We start from the raw sequence: 22,026 nt of genomic DNA, 5'->3' as shown, positions 1-22,026 counted from the left end.
GGCTCCCGCCGTGGCGGCCCGCCCCGCCACAGGCCAGGCTCCGCTCCCGGGGAGGGGCGACGGCAGCAGCGCCGTCGCGGCGGCCAGCCCCGCCTGGGGACCGTACGCGGTCAGGATCCAGGTGCCGACGCTCATCGGCGACGTCACCTTGAACACGCGCAGCATGTTGAGGAAGCGCCCCGGCCGCCCGAGGTCGTGGATGAGCGCGTACAGGGAGCCGGTCACCGCGCACAGCGCCGCCGCCTTGCAGACCCGCGCCAGGCGGGGGCGGCCGGTGAGCTGCGCGGCGGCGGCCAGCGTGGACGAGGCCCCCGCCAGGCCGCCGAGGAACAGGTAGCCGCCGATGTCGTGCGCCTGCCACGTGGGCTCGTGGAGCACCGGCAGCCCGTAGTAGGAGCCGAAGTCCGCCTTGGGGACCATGCGCCGCTCGCGGGGCCGGCCCGCCGACCCCGGGACGGCCTCACGGCCGGGCCGCAGGGCGGTGGCGCCGTCCGACCGCACGTCCGTCCGGCCGCCGCTCATGACCGCCCCTTCCACGACAGCACCGTCAGAGCGGCCAGCAGCCCCGCCGCCGCCACGGCCGCGTGCCGCCACATCGACGGCAGGTCCCGCGTGGTGACCACCGGATCCGGCGGCAGGCCGTACACCTCGGGCTCGTCCAGCAGCAGGAAGAACGCCGCGGTCCCGCCCACCCCGTCGGCGGGGGAATGGCCGTACAGCCGCGCCGACCCCACGCCCGCCTCGTGCAGCCGCTCCACCCGCCGCGACGCCCGCTCGCGCAGCTCGTCGAGGTCGCCGAACTGGATCGAGTCCGTCGGGCACGTCTTGGCGCACGCCGGCTCCTGGCCGGACTCCAGCCGGTCGTAGCACATCGTGCACTTGTGGGCCAGCCCGTCGCCCTCCCGCTTTCCGATCACCCCGTACGGGCAGGCCGGGACGCAGTAGCCGCACCCGTTGCAGACGTCGTCCTGCACCACGACGGTGCCGAACTCGGTGCGGAACAGCGACCCGGTCGGGCACACGTCCAGGCAGGCCGCCTCGGTGCAGTGCTTGCACACGTCGGAGGCCATCAGCCAGCGGAAGTCCGGCCGGTCCCGCCCGGCCAGCGCCGCGGCCTCCGCCAGCCCGCTCTCCTGGTGACCGAGGCGGCGCGGCTGCTCGACGAACGCCACGTGCCGCCACGTGCTCGCGCCCAGCCCGCCGGTGTTGTCGTAGGACATGCCGGTGAAGCCGAGGACGTCCTCGGGGACGGCGTTCCACTCCTTGCACGCCACCTCGCACGCCTTGCAGCCGATGCACACGCTGGTGTCGGTGAAGAAGCCGACGCGGCCCATGTCACGCCTCCGTTCCGGTGCGCTCGGTGATGCCGGCGCGCAGCCGGTAGTGCTGGACGAGCTCGGGCAGCGCGGGCCCGCGCGGCCGGCGGCCCGGCCGGATGTCCGCCGACAGGGCCTTGACCTCCTGGATGTGCGAGCTGGGGTCGAGCGAGATGGCCGACAGCTCGTTGGCGGCGTCGCCGCGCGCCCGCCCGTTGGGCCCGAAGTGGAACGGCAGGCCGATCTGGTGCACGACCTGCCCGTCGGCGCGCAGCGGCGCCATCCGCTCGGTGACCATCACCCGGGCCTCGATGGCGTTGCGCGCGGTGATGATCGTCGCCCAGCCGCCGTGCGTGAGGCCGCGCTCGGCGGCCAGCTCGGGCGACACCTCGCAGAACATCTCCGGCTGCAGCTCGGCCAGGTAGGGGGTGCTGCGGCTCATCCCGCCGGCGGTGAAGTGCTCGGTGAGCCGGTAGGTGGTGACGACGTACGGGTAGACCGACGCGCCCGCCTCGCCGCCGCTGGGATGGTAGCGGTTGTGCACGTGCGGGTAGAGCTTGCGCGCCGGGCTGCGCTGCCGCCCGTACAGGGCGTTGGTCACGGGCGAGTCCTGCGGCTCGTAGTGCGCGGGCAGCGGCCCGTCGAGCACCCCGGCGGGCGCGAACAGCCAGCCCTTGCCGTCGCCCTGCATGATGAACGGGTCGATCCCCGACAGCGCCTCGACGCCGCTCGCGCCGTCCGGCGGCCGATGGTCCGGCGCCTTGCCCCGCTCGAAGTCGGGCACGTCGAAGCCGGACCAGGCCGACCCGTCCCACCACACGAGCTTCTTGCGCTCGCTCCACGGGCTGCCGTCCGGCCGCGCCGACGCCCGGTTGTAGAGCAGCCGCCGGTTGGCCGGCCATGCCCACGCCCACTCGGCGGCGATCCAGTCCTGCTCGGCGCCCGGTTTGCGGCGGGCCGCCTGGTTCACCCCATCGGCGTACACGCCGCAGTAGATCCAGCACCCGCACGCGGTCGACCCGTCGCTCCTGAGCCGGTCGTAGCCGGACAGCGGCCGCCCCTCGGCGTCCCGGCCGTTGATCTCCGCCAGCACCGCCTGCGCGTCCGGCTCCGCCAGCGGGCCGCTCGTCGGGTAGTCCCAGGTCAGGTCGAGCACGGGCGCGTCCATCGGATCGGCGGACCCGGCCAGCTTCTCCCGGATGATCCGCCCCAGGTGGTACATGAACCACAGGTCGCTGCGCCGGTCCCCGGCCGGTTCGACGGCCTTGTGATGCCACTGGAGCAGCCGGTTGGTGTTGGTGAAGCTGCCGTCCTTCTCGGTGTGCGCCGCCGCCGGGAAGAAGAACACCTCCGTGCCGATCTCGGCGGTGGACAGCTCGCCGGTCTCGATCTCCGGCCCGTCCCGCCACCAGGTGGCGCTCTCGATCAAATTGAAGTCGCGCACCACCAGCCAGTCGAGCCCGGCCATGCCCAGGCGCTGCATGCGGGCGTTGGCCGAGCCGACCGCCGGGTTCTCGCCCAGCAGCAGGTAGCCCTTGCAGGTGCCGTCGAGCTGCGCCATCACCGTGTCGTAGTGGCTGTGGCTGCCGGTCAGCCGGGGCAGGTAGCCGAAGCGGAAGTCGTTGTCCGGCTGCGCCGACGGCCCCCACCACGCCTTGAGCAGGCTCACCAGGTAGGCGGGCATGTCGGCCCAGTAGCCCTTGACCGGCGCGTCGGCCCGCAGGAAGTCCTCCAGCCGCTGGTGCCGGTGCGCGTGCGGCATCGGGATGTAGCCGGGCAGCAGCAGCTCGCCGCCGCCGAGCATGGTGCGGCCGGTCGCGGTGCGTTCGGCGTAGTGGCGGTGGTCGCCGCTGAAGCCGACGTGCAGGCCCCACGCCTCGCCGCGCCGGAAGCCGAGGTCGGCGGTGGCGGCGAACAGGACGGTGGCCGCGTCGGCGCCGGTGCGGCCGCGCCGGTTCTCGCGCAGGTGGGTGCCGACGGTGAGCGGGCGGCGTTGCGGGATGCGTTCCTTCGACCAGCGCCCTGCCTGGTCGAGCACGTCGGCGGTGTGCCCGGGGACCGGGAGGACCAGGTTGAGCGCGTCGAGCGTGTAGGGCGACTCGTGCCGGTTGCGCAGTTCGGCGCGGGCGCGCAGCAGCCCCGAGGGGCCGAGCTCGACGGTGACGGTGAGGCCGAGGCGGGCGTGCGGGTCCGTGGCGGTGGCGGTGACGCTCTGCCCGGCCTGCTCGTAGGTGACGGCGGTGAACGCGGGCGACCAGTTCTCGCCCTCGTGGTGGCCGGACAGGCCGGGCGTGCCCGCCCAGCCGGTCCGCGCCTCGGGGACGAGCGCGGTGCGGATCGGGGAGTCGGCGGTCTGGTCGGGCCGGGGCCGCAGCTCGGCGGCCAGGTGCCCGAGGGCGTCCTCGCCGAGCGGGCCGAGGTCGGGCCCCCAGTGCAGGATCGCGGGCAGGGCGTCGGGCGGGCAGTCGAGCACCACGGAGACGCCGGCGGCTCTGAAGTGATGGAGGTGCATGTACGGCTTTCTGCTAGGCGGTGCGGAGGTCGTACGCGGGTTCGGGCCGATGGACGCCACGCGGGCGGTAGCCGAGGGACTCGGCGTGGCCGAGCAGGTCGGCGACGTACCACAGGGTCGCCAGCCACATCTCGGTGCCCTGCAGCCCCGGCCGGTGTTCGCGGTGGCCGGGCCCGCTCAGCGGCGGATGCCTGAACGGGAAGCCCCGGCCGTCCACCCACTGGGCCGTGATGGTCTCGACCTGGGCGGCGGCCCAGGCGGTGATCTCGCCGGCGCGGTGCGCGCTCTGCTGCCGGGCAAGCCAGAGCGGATGGGCGACGTCGAGGGCGTTGCAGGCGGTGGTACGTCCCGGGCCGAAGTGGCGCTGGTCGGCGGCGTGGGCGAGGACGGTGTCGATGACTTGCTCCGGGTACGGCACGGGCAGCCCGAACTGCGCGAACGAGCCGCGTACCGCCCGGTAGTAGCCGTTGACGGCCTGCAGCAGCCCGTCGCTCGCCCGGGACCTGGACCACATGCCGGTGTCGGGGTGGCAGCGGGTGAGCAGCCGGCCGAAGAACGCGTCCAGTGGCGTCGCGGCGGCCTCGCCGTGGCGGAGGTTCCACAGGAAGGCGGTGCCCAGCGTGTCCACGCCGGCTCCGGCGGCCCAGCCGTTGTCGCGCCACGGCAGCCCGTCCAGGACGGCGGCGATGTCCTCGGAGGTCATCCGCCCGACCGCCCCGACGGGGTGCTCGAACCCGGATCCGAGCAGGTCGAGGGCGTAGCCGAGGCTGAGGACGTGGTAGTGGCCGGTGCCGTCCTCGAACCCGGCGGGCGGCGGGCCGTGCCTGCCGCCGGGGCGGAGGAGCGGGGTGAGGCCGGTGGCCGGGTCCTGGTTCTGGCGCAGCCTGCGGACGTGCTCGTCCCGCGTCAGCTGGGCCGGTGGCGCGTCCGTCAGCAGGAAGGCCAGTTCGACGGCGTCGGCGTGCGCGCGCAGGGTGGCCGGCTCGCCCGGGGCGTCGACGTAGCGGCCTCCCGGGGTGCCGTCGGGCGCGGCCGCGTCCGGCTCCCAGCTCCGCCCGGCGATCTCGCCGGCCTGAGCCCGCGCCCGATCACCGAGCTCCGCCAGCACCCCGTAGCTCCCGTTGCCCCCGGAGCTCGCGGAGCAAGCGGCGGTGGTCGCGGTGGCTGGGGCTGTGGCTGTGGCGGTGTGTTTGGGGTGGCGGCGGTCTCTGACGACGCGGGCCGGGTTGCCCGCCACGACCGCCCAGCCGGGCACGTCCTTGGTCACCACGGAGCCGGCGCCGATGACGGCGTGCGAGCCGACGGTGACGCCGTCCACGATCACCACGTGGGACCCGATCCACACGTCGTCGCCGATGGCGATGCCACGCTCGGTCGCGGGCTGCCGGTGGACGGGCCGGTCGGGGTCCATGGAGTGGTTGAAGCCCAGGATGGAGGTGTGCGCGCCGATCCGCACGCCGTCGCCCATGGTCACGGTGCCGCGTACGACGGTGAAGGCGTTGACGGTGCAGTCGTCGCCGATGCGGATGGTGCCGGTGACGTACGCGTGGGCTGCGACGTAGGAGTCGGCGCCCATCCGGAAGCTGTCCGGGTGCACCATGGCCAGCTCGGAGATGAACGTGTGGCGCCCGATCGAGCCGCCGGTCCGCGCGGCGATGGCGGCCTGCCGGTCGAGCTGGGCCTTGCGCTCGTGCTCGCCGGCCTCCCGCCAGAACAGCCACGCGTTGTAGTCGAGCAGCTTGGCGTCGTGATCCATACGTTCTCCTTCACGCCTGGAGGTCCACGCCGAGATTCTCCTCGATGGGCCCGCGCCGGCGAAGGCCGCGGTCGATCATCCTTTGAGCCCTCCGCTGAGCAGGTCCATCCGCCAGAAGCGCTGCAGGAAGAGCATCAGCGCGATGAGCGGCACCACCGACACGGCCGCGCCGACGATGGCGATGCCGTAGAGGGCGGGCTCGGAGGACCCCTTGGCCAGCAGGGTGTAGAGGCCCACGGTGATCGGGAACTTGGACTCGTCCGACAGCATGATGTACGGCAGCAGGAAGTTGTTCCAGATGCCCACGAACTGCAGCATGAAGATCGTCACCATGCCGGGGAGCATCATGGGCAGGCCGATGGAGCCGAAGATGCGATACTCGCTCGCCCCGTCGATCCTGGCCGCCTCCAGCGTGGCGTCCGGCACCGACGACAGCGCGTAGACGCGGGCCAGGTAGATGCCGAACGGCGAGATGAGGCTAGGCAGCAGGACCGACCAGTACGAGCCGACCAGGTTCGTCTCCGACATGATCAGGTATTGCGGGATCGCCAGCGTCATGCCGGGCACCAGCACGCCCGCGAGGATGGCATAGAAGAGCAGCCCGCGGCCCCGGAATTCGTACTTGGCCATGGCGTACCCGGCCAGCGTCGAGATCAGCGTGGAGGCGGCGGAGCCGGCGACCGCGTACAGGGCGCTGTTGGCCGCCCACCGCAGATAGCGGCCGTCGCCGTAGGCGAACAGGTCGCGCAGGTTGTCCAGCAGCCCGGTGCCGGGCGCGAAGGTGAACGTGGAGAACAGCTCGGCGCTGGACTTGGTCGAGGCGACGAGCACCCAGGCGACCGGCACCAGGCAGTAGAGGGCGCCGACGAGCAGCACGAGCGTGGGCAGGACCCTGGCCCGCTGGTGCGCGAGCGCGCCGGCCCTCATCCCATCCCCCCGGACGCCCGCCTCTGGGTGACCTTCAGCAGCACGACCGACACGAGCAGGGTGCCGGCGGCCAGGATGACGGAGGCGGCCGAGGCCAGCGGCAGGTCGTCGCGCAGGAAGGCGTCGCGGTAGATCTGCATGAGCGGCACCCACACCTGGGAGATCTCCGGCGTCATCGGGCGCAGCGTGGTCGGCTCGCCGTACACCTGCAGCGTGCCGATCAGCGCGAACAGGCCGGTGAGCACCAGCGCCGGCGTCACCAGCGGGATCTTGACGTGCCAGGCGATCCGCCACTCGGAGGCGCCGTCGATCCGGGCCGCGTCGGACAGCTCGGCCGGGATGCCGCGCAGCGACGTGAAGATGATGATCATGTTGAAGCCGACGCCGCCCCACACCGCGACGTTGGCCACCGACGGATAGATGCCGCCCGCGCCCAGGAACGGGATCTCCCCGAGCCCGAGCTCCCGGGTCAGGTAGCTGAACGGGCTGGTCGAGGGCAGGTACATGAAGCCCCACAGGAGCGAGGCCGTCACGCCGGGGACGGCGTACGGCAGGAAGATCGCCGTGCGCGAGAAGCGTCGGGCGCGCGAGCCCGCGTGGTCGATCAGGAGCGCGAACAGCAGCGCCAGGCCGAGGGTCAGCGGCACGCTGATCAGCCCGTAGAGGGCGAGCCTGCCGAAGCCGGCGAAGAACTCGGGGTCGGTCAGCGTCTTGACGTAGTTGTCGAGCCCGACGAACACCTCCTCGCGGGTGCCGAAGACGCCGCCGCCGGTCAGGCGCAGGCCGCGGGCGCTCAGGTAGACCGCGTAGCCGATGGGCACCGCGAGGAAGGCCACGAAGAGCAGCACGGCGGGGGCGACGAACAGGTACGGCGCCCGCGCCCCTCGGCGGGCGCCGGGCCCGCCGGGTCCGCCGGTCATGGGCCGGCGACCTTGAAGCCGGTGGACTTCATGTCGTCGACCACGGCCTGCTGCGTCTTCTTCAGCGCCTCGGCCAGCGGGGTCTTGTCGCGGACGGCGGCGGACATGGCGTCCTGGAACGCGCTCTGGGCGGTGCTGACGTTCGGGCCCCAGCTGAGGTGCGGGATCGTGCTCTGCGCGGCCTTGGTCGCGACCTGCCAGTAGTCCTTCTGCCCGGCCACCAGCGGCGGCGGCTCGCTCTCGCCGGTCGCCCGCTGCCCGGCGAGGGAGGCCGGGTACTCGCCCTTCGCGATCTGGATGTCGTAGGCGGCCTTGTCGGTGTTCATCCACTTGGCGAACGTGGCCGCCGCCTGGGCGTGCTTGGAGTTCTTGGTGACGGTCAGCGCGGTGCCGCCCTGGAAGGCCACGCGCTCGTCTCCCGGCGTCCACTGCGGCAGCGGCGCGATGGCCCAGTCCCCGGCCTGCTTCTCGGCGATCCCGTACAGCACGCTCGGCCCCCACAGGGCGCTCGGCCAGCTCAGGATCTTGCCCTTGTTGAGCTGGTTGTTCCACTCGGGGGTGAGCAGCGGCTCGGCCTTGACCAGGTCCTCGTCGATGAGGTTCTGCCAGTACGCGGCCACCTCCAGGGAGGCGGGGTCGGCGATGCCCACCGTCCAGGTGGTGTCGCGGACCGTCCACCAGGAGGCGCCGGCCTGCTGCGCGAGCCCGGCGAAGTTGCCGAACTCGGCCGGGGCGAACGTGGCCAGGTACGCCCCGGGGTCCTTCTTGCGCACCTCGGCGGCCGTCTTCGCGAAGTCCTCCCAGGTCGCGGGCGGTTCGATGCCCAGTTCGCCGAACCGCGCCCTGTTGTAGACGAGCACCATCGGCCCGACGTCCTGCGGGATGCCGTAGACGGCGCCGTCGAAGCTGGTCAGGCTCCACACCTCGGGGCTGAAGGCGTCCTTGACGTCGGCGGTGTGCGCGGAGATGTCGGCCAGCGCGCCGGCCACGATCATGGCGGGCAGCGTCTGATACTCCACGCAGGCCACGTCGGGCGCGTTGCCGGCCCGGCTCGCGGTGAGCAGTTTGGCCGCCGTGTCGGTGCCTCCGCCGGTGTCGGTGTGCTGGACCCGGATGTCCGGGTGGGCCTTGTTGAACGCCTCGACCTTGTCCTTCGTGGGCTGGCCCCAGCACCAGTACTGCAACGTGACCGGCCCGGCGTCGGCCGCCGGCGTGCCGGCGCCATCGGTCGTGCCCGACGAGCAAGCGGCCAGGAGAGCGACCATGCCGAGCGCCGCGATGATACGCATCCGCGCTGCCTCCTTCTCCGCGAAGCACAGTTGGCTTCACTGGGGAGCCAACTTAGAGACAAAGTGAGTCCCATGTCACTACTTAGCCACAGATTTCCAGGAGAGACATGCCCGGACTCAACTCGTGATGCCCGTGTTAGCTTTGTCGCGAAGTCAATCAAGGAGGCTGGCGTTGATGGGCGTTGTGCCCCGAAGATGGTCCGGCATGTGGGATGCCCTGCCCGACGCCGCACGCTCCATCGTCAAGGAGCTCATCATCCACGGCCCGCAGTCCAGGACCGCGCTGGCCAAGACCCTGCACCTGTCGACCGGCAGCCTGACCCGGCTGACCAAGCCGATGGTCGACGCCGGGCTCCTCATCGAGGGCGACGTGGTGCACGACCCGGTCAACGGCCGTCCGACCCGCCCGCTGGACGTGGCCGCCGCCAACCATCCGTTCCTCGGCCTGAAGCTGACCGCCGACCAGGTCCACGCCGTCATCACCGACCTGCGCGCCGGCGTCGTCGCCGCCCGCGACGAGCCGATCGCCGACCACTCCCCCGAAGCCGTCTGCCGCCAGGCCAGACGCCTGCTGGACGAGCTGTCCGCGGGCGCCGGCCTGTCGCGGATCGTGGCGGCCGGCGTCGCCATCGGCGGCGACGCCCGCAGCTCGGCCCAGGTCGGGCGCGAGCGGCTGGTCGACGCGCCGTTCCTCGGCTGGCGGCAGGTGGCGCTGGAGCCGATGATGGAGCGGGCGCTCGGGGTGCCGTGCGTGGTCGAGAACGACGTGGCCGCCCTCGCCCACCAGCACCACTGGTTCGGGGCCGGGCGCGGGCTGCGCGACTTCGCGCTGGTCACGATCGGCGCGGGCATCGGCTACGCGCTCATCGTGCACGACCACCTGGTGGCCGCCACCGAGGCGGACCTGGGCATGTTCGGCCACCTGGTGGTGAACCCGGGCGGCCCGATGTGCCCGGAAGGTCACCGCGGCTGCGCCAGCGCGTACCTGGCCAGCGAATCGGTCGAGAACGCCGCCGGGCAGGGGCTGCGCCGGGCGGTGCCCTACGCCGAGGTCATGCGGCTGGCGGCGGACGGCGACCCGGTGTGCCTGACCGTGGTCCGCGAGGCCGCGGCAGCCCTCGGCCGGCTCATCGCGCACATCACGACGATGTCCATGGTGAAGACGGTGGTCCTGGCCGGCGAGGGCGTCGAGCTGGCCCGCGTGGGCAAGGACGACCTCGAACGGGCCCTCACCGCGAACCGGCGCGACGTGCCCGGCTCCGTCCACGTGGTGGCCGAGGCCGACGACTTCCGCGAGTGGGCCCGGGGCGGCGCCGTGGTGGCCATCCAGAGTTTCGTGACCGGCAGCGACTAGGAGGACATCGCAGGCATGAGGATCACCGACGTCGAGGTGCTGGTCACCTGTCCGGGCCGCAATTTCGTCACCCTGCGCGTCCGCACCGACGAGGGCGTGCACGGGCTCGGCGACGCCACGCTCAACGGCCGCGAACTGGCCGTCGTCTCCTACCTGCGCGACCACGTGGCCCCATGCCTGATCGGCCGCGACCCGTTCCGGATCGAGGACATCTGGCAGTACCTCTACCGTGGCGCCTACTGGCGGCGCGGCCCCGTCACCATGACCGCGATCGGCGCCGTCGACATGGCGCTGTGGGACATCAAGGGCAAGGCGCTCGGCGTGCCGGTCTACGAGCTGCTCGGCGGCGCGAGCCGGGCCGGCGTCCTGGTGTACGGGCACGCGAGCGGCGAGTCGGCGGGCGAGGCGGTGGACGCCGTCGGCCGCTACCTGGACCTGGGCTACAAGGCCGTCCGGGTACAGGCCGGGGTGCCCGGCCTGTCCGGGACCTACGGGGTCGGGCGAGGGGAGCTCTTCTACGAGCCCGCCGGGACCGGCCTGCCCAGGGAGGACGTCTGGAGCGCCGAGAAGTACCTGGCCACCGTCCCGTCGCTGTTCGCGCGCGTCCGCGACGAGTACGGCGACGAGGTGCGCCTGCTGCACGACGCCCACCACCGGCTCACTCCGATACAGGCGGCCAGGCTGGGCCGGGACCTGGAGCCGTACCGGCTGTTCTGGCTGGAGGACGTCGCCCCCGCCGAGCAGCAGGAGGCCTTCAGGCTCATCCGGCAGCACACCACCACGCCGCTCGCCGTCGGGGAGATCTTCAGCACCATCCACGACGCCACCGTGCTGCTGCGCGAATACCTCATCGACTACCTGCGCATGACGGTGGTGCACGGCGGCGGCATCACCCACCTGCGCAACGCCGCCGCCTACGCCGACGTGCACCAGGTGCGCACCGGCTGCCACGGCGCCACCGACCTGTCCCCCGTCGCCATGGCCGCCGCGCTGCACCTGGACCTGTCCATCCCGAACTTCGGCATCCAGGAGTACATGCGTCACACCGCCGAGACCGACGAGGTGTTCCCGCACGCCTACACCTTCTCCGGCGGCTACCTGCATCCGGGCGGCAGCCCGGGACTGGGCGTGGACTACCGCGACGACCTGGCGGAGCGCCACCCGTACCAGCGGGCCTACCTGCCGGTCAGCCGGCTGGAGGACGGCACGATGGGCAACTGGTGACGGCCCGAACCGGTTGCCGCAGGCCGGGCGTCAGCGGCGCGGGCCCGCGACCCCGATCGCCCGCCGCACGGTGAACGGGTCGGGCAGCACGCCGAGCATCGCCCCGGCCAGGTCGCCGCGCGTCATGGTGCCGGGCACGTTGGCGTCCACGGCGCTGCGGTAGCGGCCGGTGGCGGGCTTGCCGGTCAGCATCGGGGGGCGCAGCACCGTCCAGTCGGCCGTGCTGGCGGTCAGGGCCTCCTCCATCCGTTCCAGGTCCTCGTACACGGTCCGGAAGACGGCCCGGACGACGGGCAGGGCCACCGTCCGGAACAGCGGCGTCTCCCCCGCGCCGGTGCGCAGCACGGGCTGGGCGCTGACGGCCACGACGCGGCGCACGCCGGCGGCGTCCATGGCCGTCAGGATGCTCGCGATGCCCGCCGAGCACACCCGGGAGGTGTCCTTGCGGCCGTTCGGCCCGAGCGCGGACAGGACGGCGTCGCTGCCCGCCACGAGCGGTTCGAGGGAGCGCGGGGAGAAGACGTCGGCGTGGGCCACCTCCAGCGCGGGATGGCCGATCGCCAGCCTGGCCGGTGTGCGGACGGCGGCCACGACCTGGTGCCCGGCGGCCAGTGCCCGCTCGACCAGCGCCCTGCCGGTGCCGCCCGTCGCGCCGAAGATGGTGAGCCTCACATCATGATCCTAACCAATCGATTCATCGGTCGTTGAAATGACGGCCGCGGCGCTTCCGGTGACCTTGACAGCCGATCCGGCGGTCTCGCTATCCTGTACATATGAACAGGTCTTCAGATGAGGGCATCTTGATGGTGGACGGCTGCGCCGTCAAGGTCGTCGACGCCGACCGGGTGAGCGCCGTCCGCGAGCGGATGCCGTCCGCCGGGGACGTGACCGACACGGCCGACGTCTTCGGCCTGCTGGCCGACCCCAACCGGCTGCGGCTGCTGGTGGCCCTCCTGGACGGCGAGCTGTGCGTGTGCGACCTGGCGGCGGTGACCGGTCAGAGCGAGTCCGCCGTGTCCCACGCCCTGCGGCTGCTGCGCGCGCACCGCATCGTCGCGGCGCGGCGTTCCGGCCGGATGGCGTACTACCGTCTGGAGGACCCGCACGTACGGTTGCTGCTCGACGTGGCGCTCGCCCACACCGAGCACACCGAAGCCATTCACCCAGAGCGCGACGGGAGGTCGTGATGGGCTCCGGCCACGGACACGGGCACGCGGCGGGCCGCCACCGATGGCGGCTGGCCGTGTCGTTCGTCCTGATCGGCGTTTTCTTCCTGGTCGAGCTCGCCTTCGGCCTGATCTCGGGCTCGCTGTCGCTGCTGTCGGACGCCGGGCACATGGCCGCCGACGTGGTCACGCTCGGCGCCGCGCTGGTCGCCACCCGCATCGCCACCCGTCCCGACACGACCGGCCGGCGCAGTTACGGCTCCTACCGGGCCGAGGTGTTCGCCTCGCTGCTGGCCGTCGTCATGATGCTGGGCGTCGCGCTGTACGTGGTGATCGAGGCGATCGGGCGGATCGGCGAGCGGGCCGAGGTCTCCTCCGGCCCGATGCTGATCGTCGGCGCGCTCGGCCTGGTGGTCAACCTGGTGGCGCTGCTCCTGCTGCGCTCCGGCGCCGGCGAGAGTCTCAACGTCAGGGGCGCCTACCTGGAGGTGGTCGCCGACACGGCGGGATCGGTCGGCGTGATCGTCGCCGGCTGGCTGGTGTCGGCCACCGGCGAGCCCTTCTGGGACACGCTCGTCGCCCTGGCCATCGGCCTGTTCGTCGCCGTGCGCGCCGTCTCCCTCGGCCGCCAGGTCTTCGCCGTTCTCGGCCAGCACGTGCCCGAAGGCGTCGACGCCACCGCCGTGGCGGCCGACCTGGCCGCCATCGAGGGCGTACGGGACGTGCACGACCTGCACCTGTGGACGCTCACCTCCGGCATGAACGTGGCCACCGCCCACCTGGTCACCTCCGGCCCGGCCGACCACCACGCCGTCCTCGACCAGGCGCGCGACCTGCTCAGCCGGCGTCACCACATCGCCCACGCCACCCTGCAGGTCGAACCGGCCGACCACCGGGGCTGCGACGAGGTCGGCTGGTGACGTCCTGGCCCGGGGCCTGTCAGCCCGGGCCGCCGAGCCGGTAGCCGACGCCGGGCATGGTGATGACGATCGGCGGGCCGCCCAGCTTGCGGCGCAGGCGTCCGATGGTCACGGTGACGGTGTTGGTGAACGGGTCCGCGTTCTCGTCCCAGACCTGTTCGAGAAGCTGCTCGGTGCTGAGGAAGGCCGGCCGGGCCCGCAGGAGGGCTTCCAGGAGCGCGAACTCCTTGACCGAGAGGCCGAGGTTCCGGCCGTCGCGGGTGGCCGTACGCCGTACCGGGTCGAGCTCGACGCCGGCCGCCCGCAGGGTGCGCGGGCGGGCCGAGGGACGCCGTCGGGCCAGCGCGCGCACCCGCAGCACCAGTTCGGGGAAGTGGAACGGCTTGGCGAGGTAGTCGTCGGCGCCGAGGGTGAGTCCTTCGACCCGGTCTCCCGGTGCGCCCGCCGCCGTGAGCATCAGGACCATGGCCCGGTCGTCGCGCTCGGTGATCATCTGGCAGAGGGTGTCGCCGTGGATGCCGGGCAGGTCCCGGTCGAGGACCACCACGTCGTAGCCGTTGAGGCCGAGCTTGGCGGCGGCGGTCAGGCCGTCGCGGGCGACGTCGACGGCCATCCCCTGGTCCCGTAGCCCTTCGGCCAGGACGTCGGCGAGCGCGGCCGCGTCCTCGACCACGAGGATCCTCACGCCGTGCCGCCCTCAGCGCCGTCCGGCGCGGCCGCCGCCGGCAGTGAGACGGTGACGCGCAGGCCGCCCCCGGGCCGGGCGCGCAGAGCCAGGTCGCCGCCGTGCGCCTCGGCGACCGCCGCGACGATCGACAGGCCGAGGCCGGAGCCCGTGCCGGAGCCGGTCCGGTCGGTGGCGAGCCGCTGGAAGGGCCGGCCGAGCCGGGCGACCTGCTCCGGGTCGAGCGCCGGACCGCCCGTCTCCACGGTCAGCCGCACCGCCGGGCCGTCCGCGCTGGTCGCGACCCGGATCCAGCCGCCGGGCCGGTTGTGGACGACGGCGTTGTCGATCAGGTTGCCGGCCATGCGGGCCAGCAGCGTGGGGCTGCCCCGGGTCCACGCCGCCCGGACGTCGCCGTCCTCGACGGTCAGGTCCTTCGCGGCGGCGTCGGCGGCGCGGGCGGTCACGGCCCGCGTCAGCACGTCGCCCAGCGAGAGCACGGTCCGGCCGGGCAGCTCGCCGTGCTGGGCCCTGGCCAGCACGAGCAGGCCGTCCAGGAGGCGGTCGACCTGGTCGAGCTCGGTGCGCAGCCGGCCGGCCAGGGCGACCGTCTGCGGGGGCACCGGCTCCGGCTTGGCCAGCGCCACGTCCACCGACGCCCGCATGGTGGCCAGCGGGGTGCGCAGTTCGTGGGAGGCGTTCGCGACGAAGCGGCGCTGGGCGGCGAACGCCGACTCCAGGCGTTCCAGCAGGCCGTCGATGGTGTCGGCGAGGCTCTTGACCTCGTCGGCGGGGCCGGGCACGGCCAGCCGTTCGTGCAGGTTCGCGGCGGAGATCCGCCGGGTCGCGGCGGTGATCGTACGCAACGGGCGCAGCACCCGGCGGGCCACGACGTTCCCCAGCAGGACCGATACCGCCGCCATCACGGCCAGCGCGATCAGCGAGCCCATCAGGAGCCGCTGGGACTGCGCCGACAGCAGCGCCTCCAGCTCCTGGATGCGCCGATGCGCCGCCGCCGGACCGGGCCGCGCGGCCTGGCCGGGCGCGACCTCGGTGTTGTTCGCGCCGGACAGCAGGACGGTCAGGGCCAGCAGGGCCACCGCCGACCCGAGGAATGCGCCGGCGTACAGCACGGTGAACCGCAGCCGTACCGTCCGGCCACCCAGCCTGTCCATCGTCCCTCCCGATCACCCGGCGGGCCCAGGATGCTACGCCGCGCCTAACAGCGGCATGACAGCATCCCGGTCCGCGCGCTTCAGCGGCTCTGGCCGGGGGTGCCGCCGTGATCGGCGCCCGGCGCGGTGATCTGCGTGCGCGCCTCCTCGACCTGCCGCGCGATGCGCCGGGCCCCGCACGCCTCGGCGGTGGCATACGCCTCTTCGGCCAGCGCCAGCGCGTCGTCACGGCGGCCCTGCGCGGCGGCGATGTAGATCAGTCCTACCTGGTTCGCGGCGACACCGGCCCACAGCCCGATCTCCCGGCGCAGTCGCACCGACTCCTCCAAATGCTCCCGGGCGGCCTCCAGGCGGCCCGCGGAATGGTCCGCGATCCCCAGGTGCCGAAGCGCCTCCGCCTGGGTGTGCCGGTCTCCCGCCCGCGTGGCCAGGTCGTACGCCTGCTGGAGCAGGGGAAGGGCGGTGCGGAGATCGCGCCGTACGACCTGGTGGAAGCAGCCCACCCAGAACACCGACTCGGCCTCGCCCCCCGCGTCGCCGAGCGACCGGTACAGCTGCGCCGCGCGTTCGAACAGCATCAGCTCACGCGGGTCTTCCTGCCGATCGCCGAGAAACCGCGCGTGCAGGATCCGGCCCCGGGCCAGAGCGAGATCGGCCTCGGCCTGGTCCAGCGCCCGCTCCGCCGTGGCCAGCTCGCCGGCATCGCCGACGAAGACGGCATGCTCGTAGGCCAGTCTGGCCTGCTCGACACGGCCCTCCATGCATCTCCCCCATCCCGGCGTGCCCTCGGTACGCGGTCCATGAGACCGTACGCCGGCGATCTCGACAAGCCTTCGACGGCCCGGCCGGAGCGCCCGCCGGAGGCCGTGCCGCACCTGACAGGGGTATGACGGCCTCGGTTCCCGCCGTGTTGGGGCCGCCGGCGTAGAACCGGCCCATGCGAGTGACCGACGCCCTGGCGGGCGCATGGCGGAGCTTCCGCACCCGTGGCCGGACGATCGCCCTGGCCTCCGCGACACTGGCGATCATCGTGCTCGGCCTGCTGTTCGCGGCCGTCCATCCCCGGCCCACCTGCGGGGACGGGCCGGTCGAGCTCGCCTGCCCCGCCGCCCCGGTGGGGCCGGACGGGCAGCCGGTGAGCGACGACTTCTTCTTCGCGCACCGGCCACTGGGCCGCTACGGCAGCATCACCGTACGCCTGGCCTCGATGACGGGCATCATCACCTACCCGCCGCCCGGCCATGACGAGATCGTCCCGGGCCTGGTGCCGTGGGCCAAGGCCGGCATCATGATCAAGGACGGCGTCACCCAGGGTTCCTCCTACGCGGCGCTCATGCTCACGGGCCGCCACGGCGTCCGGATGCAGTACGACTACGCCCACGACGTCGCCGGCAGCCCCGGCCGGGAGCCGCGCTGGCTGCGCCTGACCCGCGCCGGGGACACCGTCACCGGCTACGAGTCGCCCGACGGCAAGCGCTGGACGAAGGTCGGCGCCGCGCGCCTGCCCGGCCTGCCCGCGACCGTACGGGCGGGGCTGTTCAGCACGTCCCCGGGAGACCTGTCGTTCACGCCCACGGCGCTCGGCGGCAGCTTGCCGGCGTCGCGCTTCACCCAGGTGACCGCCTCGTTCGACCACGTCAGCCTGGCCGGCGCGCCGGCCGCCGGCTGGCGCGCGACCCCGGTGGGGCGGACGGCCGGCACCGACTGGGAGCGGTATCACCGGGCGCCCGGGCTCGTGCGGGCGGGCGGCACGTTCACCGTCACCGGGTCCGGCGACATCGGGCCGATCGCCGACAGCGGGCGCACGGTGGCGAGCACGCTGGTCGGCCTGACCGCCGCGCTGGTCATCGTGATCGTGCTCGCGGCGCGGTTCGCGCACCCCGGTGGTCCGGCGCTCGCGGCGCGGGCGGCCGTGATCGGCGCCGCCGCCTTCGTGGCCGGGCTGGCGGGCGCGGGAGTCGTCGTGCCGGTCGGCTCGGCGCTGCTGCGGGCCAAGGGGGTCGACGTGCTGCCGGTGTCCGCGCTCACCGGGCTGCGGGTCGTCGCCGGCACCGCCGCGATCCTGGCCGGCGCCGCCGTCTTCACGCTGGCCCTGCGCGCACTGATCCGGAGGGCCTGGGTGGCGGTGCTCGTCGCGGTGGCGGCCGTCGTCCTGCCCTACCTCCTGGGGGGCCTCGCGCTGATCCCGGACGCGGTGGCGGCGTGGTCGCTGCGCCTCACCCCGGCCGCCGCCTTCGCCGTCCTGCAGACCAGCGCGGAGTACCCGCAGGTGATCACCCACTACGCGCCTTCGAACGGCTACTTCCCGCTGCCGGGGTGGGCGGGGTTCGGCGTGCTCTGCGGCTACGCGGCCGCGCTGCTCGGCCTGGCGCTCGTACGCGCCCGCCGCCCGGCGGGCCCGGCGGCCCCGGCGACACGGTGGCGGTAGAGGTCAGCCGCCCAGCTCGGCCGGAAAGCGGCAGGTCCGCTGGATATCGCCGGATTCCTGCCAACATGCAACCGTTAGTTGCTCTTCTCGCGAGGCGGACACTAGCGTGACACGCAACCGAACATTGCGCATCCGGAAGTGGGAAGAGCATGGAGTACGGCAGCATCGAACGTGAGATCCACGTCGACGCCTCCCCCGAGGTCGTCTTCGAGGTCGTCAGCAGCCCGGAGCACATCTCCGGCTGGTGGAGCGACGACGCCTCCGTCGAGGCGACCCCCGGCGCCGCCGGCGAGCTCGTCTGGGGCGACAGGGCGCAGGTCGTCCCGATCACCGTGGTGGACGCCGAGCCGCCCCGGCTGTTCTCCTTCCGCTGGTGCGAGAGCGGCTCCACCTCGCTGCTGGTCACCTTCGAGCTCACCCCGTCGGGTACGGGCACGCGGATCCGGCTCACCGAGACCGGGTTCCGGGAGATGGGCTGGGAGGCCGCCAAGCTGGAGGAGGAGTACCGCGACCACGCCAGTGGCTGGGACACCTTCGTGCCCCGGCTCGGCGACTACCTCGCGCGCCTGGTGTCCACACGATGACCACCGCGGTCGACGACGACCTGTGGTCGGCGATCGGCGACCCGACCCGCCGGCGCATCCTCGACCTGCTCCTGGCGGACGGCACCGGCACCGCCACCAGCCTCAGCGAGCGGCTGCCGGTGACCCGGCAGGCCGTCGCCAAGCATCTCGGCACGCTCGGCCGCGCCGGCCTGGTGCACGCGTCGCCTTCCGGGCGGGAGAGGAAGTACCAGGTGGACGAGGCGCAACTGGCTCGCGCGGTCGCCCAGCTGTCCTCGGTGGGGGCGGCGTGGGACGCCAGACTCCGGCGGATCAAGCGGATCGCCGAGGCGATCCAGCGCACGGGGAACCAGCAGTGACATCCATGAAGAAGACAGGCGGAGAAACCATGACAGATCAGGGCACCAGCATCGTCCAGGACTTCCAGCAGTCACCCGCGGAGGTGTTCGCGGCCGTCACCGACGTCCGCGGCTGGTGGTCGAAGAACATCACCGGCGGCACCTCGGCCGAGGGCGACGTGTTCGTCTACGACGTGCCCGCCGTCCACCACTGCCGCGTCCGGCTGGAGGAGGTCGTCCCGGACCGGCGCGTGGTCTGGCGCGTTCTCGACAACACCTTCTCCTTCGTCGAGGACCAGGAGGAGTGGACGGGCACCGAGGTCCGCTTCGAGATCTCCGGCCGCGCGGACGGCCGCACCGAACTGCGCTTCACCCACGTCGGGCTGGTGCCGGAGTTCGAGTGCTACGACGTCTGCCACAAGAGCTGGGGCTTCTACGTGGGGCACAGCCTGCGCGAGCTCATCGCCACCGGCACCGGACGGCCGAACGAGGTGACCGACGACGTCGGCGTGATCGGCGCCCGCATCGACGCCGCCGTGGGCTGATCGGGAGACCGGCCCGGTCAGCCGGTCGCCACGATCTCGTAGTGCTCGACCGTCGTCCCGTACGTCGTCAGCACGCGCCTGGCCGCCGGCTCCACGACCGCCACGCCGAGGTCGTCGCCCGCGAAGGCGCGGATCTCGTCGTAGGAGTCCCAGTGCGTGATGACCTGGATCTCCGTCCGGTCCCCGAGGCTGCGGCACAGCAGGAACGCGGTCACGAACCCGTCCAGCCCGTTCAGTTCCGGGAGGACGGACGTGGTGAAGTGCTCGGCGTAGCCCCGCGCGCCCTCCTCCGTGGCGGTCGCGCGCCACACCCTCGCGATCATCGATCCCCCTGTCCTCACCGAAGCCGGGCGGCGGCGATGGCGCCGTTGACCGTGATGCCCCCCATGGTGGCCACCGTCACGTTCAGTGTGCCGTCCGCCTCGGCGAAGGCGGCGCGCATCGACGGCACGGGCAGGGGCGGGGCGCCGACCACCACGCCCGTGTCGAAGCTGACCGTCAGGCGCAGCCCCGAGGGGGCCACGGTGACCGCGAGGGACACCGAACGAGCCAGGTCGTGCCGCTCGACCGCGGACAGCACCATGCTGACGACGCACGACACGGCCCGGCTCGCGCGCGGCGGCACGGCCCCCTCGGGCAGCGCCCAGATCTCCACCGCCGAGCCGGTGCGTTCCGTCCACTCGGCGAGGTCGGCCCGCAGCGCCTCGGCCAGATTTCGCCCATGCGCGCGCACTCTCATGCCCACGTGAGTCCCCCCGACAATATGCGGCAAGTTATCGCGCAACATACCGCCTCAGACCCGGCAGCCAACAGTTCGAATATCTGCCACATATCGCTACATTTCGGCCAGCACGCCGGAAAGTGGGATTCCCGTAATTCTTATCGACAAGGTGAACGTGTCCTCGCCGTTCGGATGGCGACGCGGGCACGGCAAGGGCAGACTCCCCGCATCGCGGCGTGATCGATGGGCCGCCCCGGCGGGCAGCGGCCACCTCCCGGCCTCAGCGATACGCGCTTGCTTCATAAAAGTGACCAACCTTAAGGTTGCTTGCATGATGCAAGGCAATCTGATCAACGGCACTTCGAAGATCGCCACGCGCGAACCGTCGTCGCAGGCGCGGACCCCGTTCCGGTCCGTGCTGGCCTACGCCCGGCCGGGGGTCAGTTCCTTCGGCCTGAGCGCGATCAGCAACCTGTTCGCCGATCGCAGCGACAAGGGACTGCCCCGGCTCGACTTCGCCGTCTGCTCCGACGGGGCGGGCGCCCTACGGACCGACCTCGGCCTTTGCCTCCAGGTGGAGCACGGGCCCGAGGCGATGGCCGGCGCCGACCTGATCATCGTGCTGCCCACGGAAGGCCGGCCGCTGACCCTGCCCATGCCGGCCAGGCGGGCGATCATCGACGCCCACCGCCGGGGCGCCGTCGTCTCGGCCTACTGCACCGGCTCGTTCCTGCTGGCCGGGACCGGCCTGCTCGACGGCCTGCGCGCCACCACCAACTGGCGCCTGGCCGCCCAGCTCGCCCACCACCACCCGGCGATCACCGTGGAGCCGGGCCTGCTGTACGTCGACGAGGGCCGCGTGGTCACCGGCGCCGCCGCGGCCGCCGGCATCGACATGTGCCTGCATCTGCTGCGCCGCGAGCACGGCCAGGCCGTCTCCAGCGCCGTGGCCGCCGAGGCGATGCACACCCCGCGGCACGAGAGCGGGCTCCCCGCGCAGGCCGATCCGCCGTCCTACGCCGCCGGCGAGGCCGCCCGCCTGACCGGCCTGCTCACCTGGGCGCGCACCCGCCTGCACCAGCCCCTGACGGTCGACGACCTGGCCGGGCAGGCGCTGATGAGCTCGCGCACCTTCGCCCGCCGCTTCCGCGCCGCGACCGGCACCACGCCGCACGCCTGGCTGACCGCCCAGCGGCTCGACCGCGCGAGGGTCCTGCTGGAGACCACCGACCTGTCCATTCACGAGATCGCCGTACGGGTCGGCTTCCAGTCCAGCAGTGTCCTGCGCGCCCAGTTCGGCAAGCACCACGGCCTCTCCCCCAGGGCCTACCGCCACGCCAGCGCACGACCCGCGCGCTGACCCGCGCGCTGACCCGCGTGCTTCCTCCGTCGCGGCCCCGGCGGGTCAGGGATGTGCCAAGGATGGCAATGTCCTGCTCAGGCGCCGCGTGGCGAGGTGGCGGCTTTGCCCGGGTATGCCATCGTGGCTGGTTCCAGCGGGTTCCCCCCGGGAGGCCGTCGCCCGGCCGTCCCCGGTCCTGATCGGCGCGCCACACGTCACGCTCGTGGCCGGCCCGGTTCCGTACCGTCGCGGATCACGTGGACCCCGGGCACCACCGACACACCTGCGGCGCGCTCGCGCCCGATCACGAGGAAGGCTGGCCAGCGGAGGCATGACCGGCAGGCGACAGACCCCGACCAGCGGCAAGAGCACCGGCGCGCACGGCCGTGGGCAGCGGCGCCGCACGCGGCTGAGCACCGTGCAGATCGCCGGTGGCGCGCTGGCCGCGCTCACCGCCGCGGTGGCGGCCTCCTGGCTCGGGGTGGCGGGGACGATGATCGGCGCCGCGGTGATGAGCGTGGCCACCACGGTGGGCACCGAGATCTACACCCACTACCTGCGGCGCACCGGCGCCAAGGTCAGGCAGCACACCGTCACCGGACGGCGGCAGCGTCCGGCGGCCACGGCGCCGCCGGACCCGGCGGGACCGCCGTCACGCGGGCGGACGCGGTGGCTCCGGCTCGGCGCGGGCGCCGCGCTGGTGTTCACGATCAGCTTCGGCAGCATCATGATCTACCAGGTGATCGCCGGGCAGACGGTGGCCGACCAGCTGAAGGGCACGCCCGGCAGGAAGGCCGCGCCCGGCAAGCGGGACGGCGTGAAGGAACGGCGCGCCGAGCCCGCCCCTCGGCCCTCGCGCCCCCGGC

Annotated in this window: 22 protein-coding genes and 1 pseudogene; 10 read left to right on the top strand and 13 right to left on the bottom strand. The window is 73.1% G+C overall.

Annotation, left to right across the window (positions count from 1 at the left end):
* The 7 genes from nrfD to ADY59_RS36720 form a co-directional block, all read right to left on the bottom strand.
* A partial coding sequence (gene nrfD / locus ADY59_RS36750; protein ID WP_049572587.1) for an NrfD/PsrC family molybdoenzyme membrane anchor subunit occupies window positions 1-522 on the bottom strand: 522 nt, incomplete at its 3' end.
* A complete protein-coding gene (locus ADY59_RS36745; protein WP_049572584.1) occupies window positions 519-1,334 on the bottom strand; it encodes a 4Fe-4S dicluster domain-containing protein in 816 nt (271 codons plus the stop codon). The genes ADY59_RS36745 and nrfD, both read right to left, overlap by 4 nt.
* Window position 1,335: 1 nt before the next feature.
* Window positions 1,336-3,828, bottom strand: a complete 2,493-nt coding sequence (locus ADY59_RS36740) for a glycoside hydrolase family 36 N-terminal domain-containing protein (protein ID WP_082310690.1) — start codon at window positions 3,826-3,828, stop codon at window positions 1,336-1,338.
* 13 nt (window positions 3,829-3,841) lie between these two features.
* Window positions 3,842-5,584 carry an acyltransferase gene (locus ADY59_RS53565; protein WP_049572580.1) on the bottom strand — a complete coding sequence of 581 codons (1,743 nt, stop codon included), beginning with the start codon at window positions 5,582-5,584 and terminating at the stop codon, window positions 3,842-3,844.
* Window positions 5,585-5,659: 75 nt separating this feature from the next.
* Complete coding sequence (locus ADY59_RS36730; protein ID WP_049572577.1) at window positions 5,660-6,511, bottom strand: carbohydrate ABC transporter permease; 852 nt, start codon at window positions 6,509-6,511, stop codon at window positions 5,660-5,662.
* A complete protein-coding gene (locus ADY59_RS36725) occupies window positions 6,508-7,431 on the bottom strand; it encodes a carbohydrate ABC transporter permease (protein ID WP_049572574.1) in 924 nt (307 codons plus the stop codon). Before ADY59_RS36725 ends, ADY59_RS36730 begins: the two co-directional genes overlap by 4 nt.
* Window positions 7,428-8,720 carry an ABC transporter substrate-binding protein gene (locus tag ADY59_RS36720; protein WP_049572570.1) on the bottom strand — a complete coding sequence of 431 codons (1,293 nt, stop codon included), beginning with the start codon at window positions 8,718-8,720 and terminating at the stop codon, window positions 7,428-7,430. The genes ADY59_RS36725 and ADY59_RS36720 overlap by 4 nt, the downstream gene beginning before the upstream one ends.
* A gap of 205 nt (window positions 8,721-8,925) precedes the next feature.
* On the opposite strand from ADY59_RS36720, the gene ADY59_RS36715 reads away from it, so the two are divergent.
* On the top strand, window positions 8,926-10,074 hold the full coding sequence (locus ADY59_RS36715; RefSeq protein WP_049572568.1) for an ROK family transcriptional regulator: 1,149 nt from the start codon (window positions 8,926-8,928) through the stop codon (window positions 10,072-10,074).
* A 15-nt stretch (window positions 10,075-10,089) separates the two neighbouring features.
* Entirely contained in the window at window positions 10,090-11,298 is a 1,209-nt protein-coding gene (manD, locus tag ADY59_RS36710; RefSeq protein WP_049572564.1) for a D-mannonate dehydratase ManD, read from the top strand.
* 30 nt (window positions 11,299-11,328) lie between these two features.
* On the opposite strand, the gene ADY59_RS36705 is transcribed toward manD, so the two are convergent.
* Complete coding sequence (locus ADY59_RS36705; protein WP_049572561.1) at window positions 11,329-11,970, bottom strand: NAD(P)-dependent oxidoreductase; 642 nt, start codon at window positions 11,968-11,970, stop codon at window positions 11,329-11,331.
* Window positions 11,971-12,071: 101 nt separating this feature from the next.
* Here ADY59_RS36705 and ADY59_RS36700 point away from each other — a divergent pair, with 101 nt between their 5' ends.
* Together ADY59_RS36700 and ADY59_RS36695 are read left to right on the top strand one after the other, a co-directional pair.
* Entirely contained in the window at window positions 12,072-12,485 is a 414-nt protein-coding gene (locus ADY59_RS36700; RefSeq protein ID WP_049572560.1) for an ArsR/SmtB family transcription factor, read from the top strand.
* Window positions 12,485-13,384, top strand: a complete 900-nt coding sequence (locus ADY59_RS36695; protein ID WP_049572557.1) for a cation diffusion facilitator family transporter — start codon at window positions 12,485-12,487, stop codon at window positions 13,382-13,384. Before ADY59_RS36700 ends, ADY59_RS36695 begins: the two co-directional genes overlap by 1 nt.
* Window positions 13,385-13,403: 19 nt before the next feature.
* Here the strand turns inward: ADY59_RS36695 and ADY59_RS36690 are convergent, their stop codons facing one another.
* From ADY59_RS36690 to ADY59_RS36680, 3 genes are all read right to left on the bottom strand, one after another.
* On the bottom strand, window positions 13,404-14,069 hold the full coding sequence (locus ADY59_RS36690; RefSeq protein ID WP_197094033.1) for a response regulator transcription factor: 666 nt from the start codon (window positions 14,067-14,069) through the stop codon (window positions 13,404-13,406).
* Window positions 14,066-15,223: a sensor histidine kinase gene (locus ADY59_RS36685; protein WP_049572555.1), complete on the bottom strand. Its 1,158-nt coding sequence runs from the start codon at window positions 15,221-15,223 to the stop codon at window positions 14,066-14,068. Before ADY59_RS36685 ends, ADY59_RS36690 begins: the two co-directional genes overlap by 4 nt.
* Window positions 15,224-15,303: 80 nt before the next feature.
* Entirely contained in the window at window positions 15,304-15,984 is a 681-nt protein-coding gene (locus ADY59_RS36680; RefSeq protein WP_049572552.1) for a tetratricopeptide repeat protein, read from the bottom strand.
* Between the two features lie 176 nt (window positions 15,985-16,160).
* Here ADY59_RS36680 and ADY59_RS36675 point away from each other — a divergent pair, with 176 nt between their 5' ends.
* The 4 genes from ADY59_RS36675 (at window position 16,161) to ADY59_RS36660 (ending at window position 19,097) form a co-directional block, all read left to right on the top strand.
* Window positions 16,161-17,651 carry a hypothetical protein gene (locus tag ADY59_RS36675; protein ID WP_049572549.1) on the top strand — a complete coding sequence of 497 codons (1,491 nt, stop codon included), beginning with the start codon at window positions 16,161-16,163 and terminating at the stop codon, window positions 17,649-17,651.
* Between the two features lie 149 nt (window positions 17,652-17,800).
* Entirely contained in the window at window positions 17,801-18,235 is a 435-nt protein-coding gene (locus tag ADY59_RS36670) for an SRPBCC domain-containing protein (protein ID WP_049572546.1), read from the top strand.
* A complete protein-coding gene (locus tag ADY59_RS36665) occupies window positions 18,232-18,573 on the top strand; it encodes an ArsR/SmtB family transcription factor (protein WP_049572544.1) in 342 nt (113 codons plus the stop codon). Before ADY59_RS36670 ends, ADY59_RS36665 begins: the two co-directional genes overlap by 4 nt.
* A gap of 29 nt (window positions 18,574-18,602) precedes the next feature.
* Entirely contained in the window at window positions 18,603-19,097 is a 495-nt protein-coding gene (locus tag ADY59_RS36660; protein ID WP_049572540.1) for an SRPBCC family protein, read from the top strand.
* Between the two features lie 17 nt (window positions 19,098-19,114).
* Here the strand turns inward: ADY59_RS36660 and ADY59_RS36655 are convergent, their stop codons facing one another.
* The gene (locus tag ADY59_RS36655) at window positions 19,115-19,420 is read right to left on the bottom strand and encodes an antibiotic biosynthesis monooxygenase family protein (RefSeq protein ID WP_049572537.1); all 306 of its coding nucleotides are present in this window, start codon (window positions 19,418-19,420) and stop codon (window positions 19,115-19,117) included.
* A 14-nt stretch (window positions 19,421-19,434) separates the two neighbouring features.
* The gene (locus ADY59_RS36650) at window positions 19,435-19,836 is read right to left on the bottom strand and encodes a hypothetical protein (RefSeq protein WP_156325956.1); all 402 of its coding nucleotides are present in this window, start codon (window positions 19,834-19,836) and stop codon (window positions 19,435-19,437) included.
* Between the two features lie 313 nt (window positions 19,837-20,149).
* Between ADY59_RS36650 and ADY59_RS36645 the strand changes: the two genes are divergently transcribed.
* Both ADY59_RS36645 and ADY59_RS36640 read left to right on the top strand, forming a co-directional pair.
* On the top strand, window positions 20,150-21,178 hold the full coding sequence (locus ADY59_RS36645) for a GlxA family transcriptional regulator (protein WP_197094032.1): 1,029 nt from the start codon (window positions 20,150-20,152) through the stop codon (window positions 21,176-21,178).
* Window positions 21,179-21,491: 313 nt separating this feature from the next.
* Window positions 21,492-22,026 (top strand): annotated as a pseudogene (locus ADY59_RS36640) (hypothetical protein); the annotation flags it as partial.

The sequence above is a fragment of the Nonomuraea sp. SBT364 genome (assembly GCF_001083785.1).
Lineage (GTDB): Bacteria > Actinomycetota > Actinomycetes > Streptosporangiales > Streptosporangiaceae > Nonomuraea.
The sequence above is the reverse complement of the archived record's forward strand: the minus strand, read 5'-3'. Positions and strand labels throughout refer to the sequence as shown.

Bases quoted from the DNA above. Each gene is read 5' to 3' on its own strand.
- ADY59_RS36745 (WP_049572584.1), bottom strand. From the start codon at position 1,334: ATGGGCCGCGTCGGCTTCTTCACCGACACCAGCGTGTGCATCGGCTGC.
- ADY59_RS36740 (WP_082310690.1), bottom strand. From the start codon at position 3,828: ATGCACCTCCATCACTTCAGAGCCGCCGGCGTCTCCGTGGTGCTCGAC.
- ADY59_RS53565 (WP_049572580.1), bottom strand. From the start codon at position 5,584: ATGGATCACGACGCCAAGCTGCTCGACTACAACGCGTGGCTGTTCTGG.
- ADY59_RS36730 (WP_049572577.1), bottom strand. From the start codon at position 6,511: ATGAGGGCCGGCGCGCTCGCGCACCAGCGGGCCAGGGTCCTGCCCACG.
- ADY59_RS36725 (WP_049572574.1), bottom strand. From the start codon at position 7,431: ATGACCGGCGGACCCGGCGGGCCCGGCGCCCGCCGAGGGGCGCGGGCG.
- ADY59_RS36720 (WP_049572570.1), bottom strand. From the start codon at position 8,720: ATGCGTATCATCGCGGCGCTCGGCATGGTCGCTCTCCTGGCCGCTTGC.
- ADY59_RS36715 (WP_049572568.1), top strand. From the start codon at position 8,926: ATGTGGGATGCCCTGCCCGACGCCGCACGCTCCATCGTCAAGGAGCTC.
- manD (WP_049572564.1), top strand. From the start codon at position 10,090: ATGAGGATCACCGACGTCGAGGTGCTGGTCACCTGTCCGGGCCGCAAT.
- ADY59_RS36700 (WP_049572560.1), top strand. From the start codon at position 12,072: ATGAACAGGTCTTCAGATGAGGGCATCTTGATGGTGGACGGCTGCGCC.
- ADY59_RS36695 (WP_049572557.1), top strand. From the start codon at position 12,485: ATGGGCTCCGGCCACGGACACGGGCACGCGGCGGGCCGCCACCGATGG.
- ADY59_RS36685 (WP_049572555.1), bottom strand. From the start codon at position 15,223: ATGGACAGGCTGGGTGGCCGGACGGTACGGCTGCGGTTCACCGTGCTG.
- ADY59_RS36680 (WP_049572552.1), bottom strand. From the start codon at position 15,984: ATGGAGGGCCGTGTCGAGCAGGCCAGACTGGCCTACGAGCATGCCGTC.
- ADY59_RS36675 (WP_049572549.1), top strand. From the start codon at position 16,161: ATGCGAGTGACCGACGCCCTGGCGGGCGCATGGCGGAGCTTCCGCACC.
- ADY59_RS36670 (WP_049572546.1), top strand. From the start codon at position 17,801: ATGGAGTACGGCAGCATCGAACGTGAGATCCACGTCGACGCCTCCCCC.
- ADY59_RS36665 (WP_049572544.1), top strand. From the start codon at position 18,232: ATGACCACCGCGGTCGACGACGACCTGTGGTCGGCGATCGGCGACCCG.
- ADY59_RS36660 (WP_049572540.1), top strand. From the start codon at position 18,603: ATGACAGATCAGGGCACCAGCATCGTCCAGGACTTCCAGCAGTCACCC.
- ADY59_RS36655 (WP_049572537.1), bottom strand. From the start codon at position 19,420: ATGATCGCGAGGGTGTGGCGCGCGACCGCCACGGAGGAGGGCGCGCGG.
- ADY59_RS36650 (WP_156325956.1), bottom strand. From the start codon at position 19,836: ATGAGAGTGCGCGCGCATGGGCGAAATCTGGCCGAGGCGCTGCGGGCC.
- ADY59_RS36645 (WP_197094032.1), top strand. From the start codon at position 20,150: ATGATGCAAGGCAATCTGATCAACGGCACTTCGAAGATCGCCACGCGC.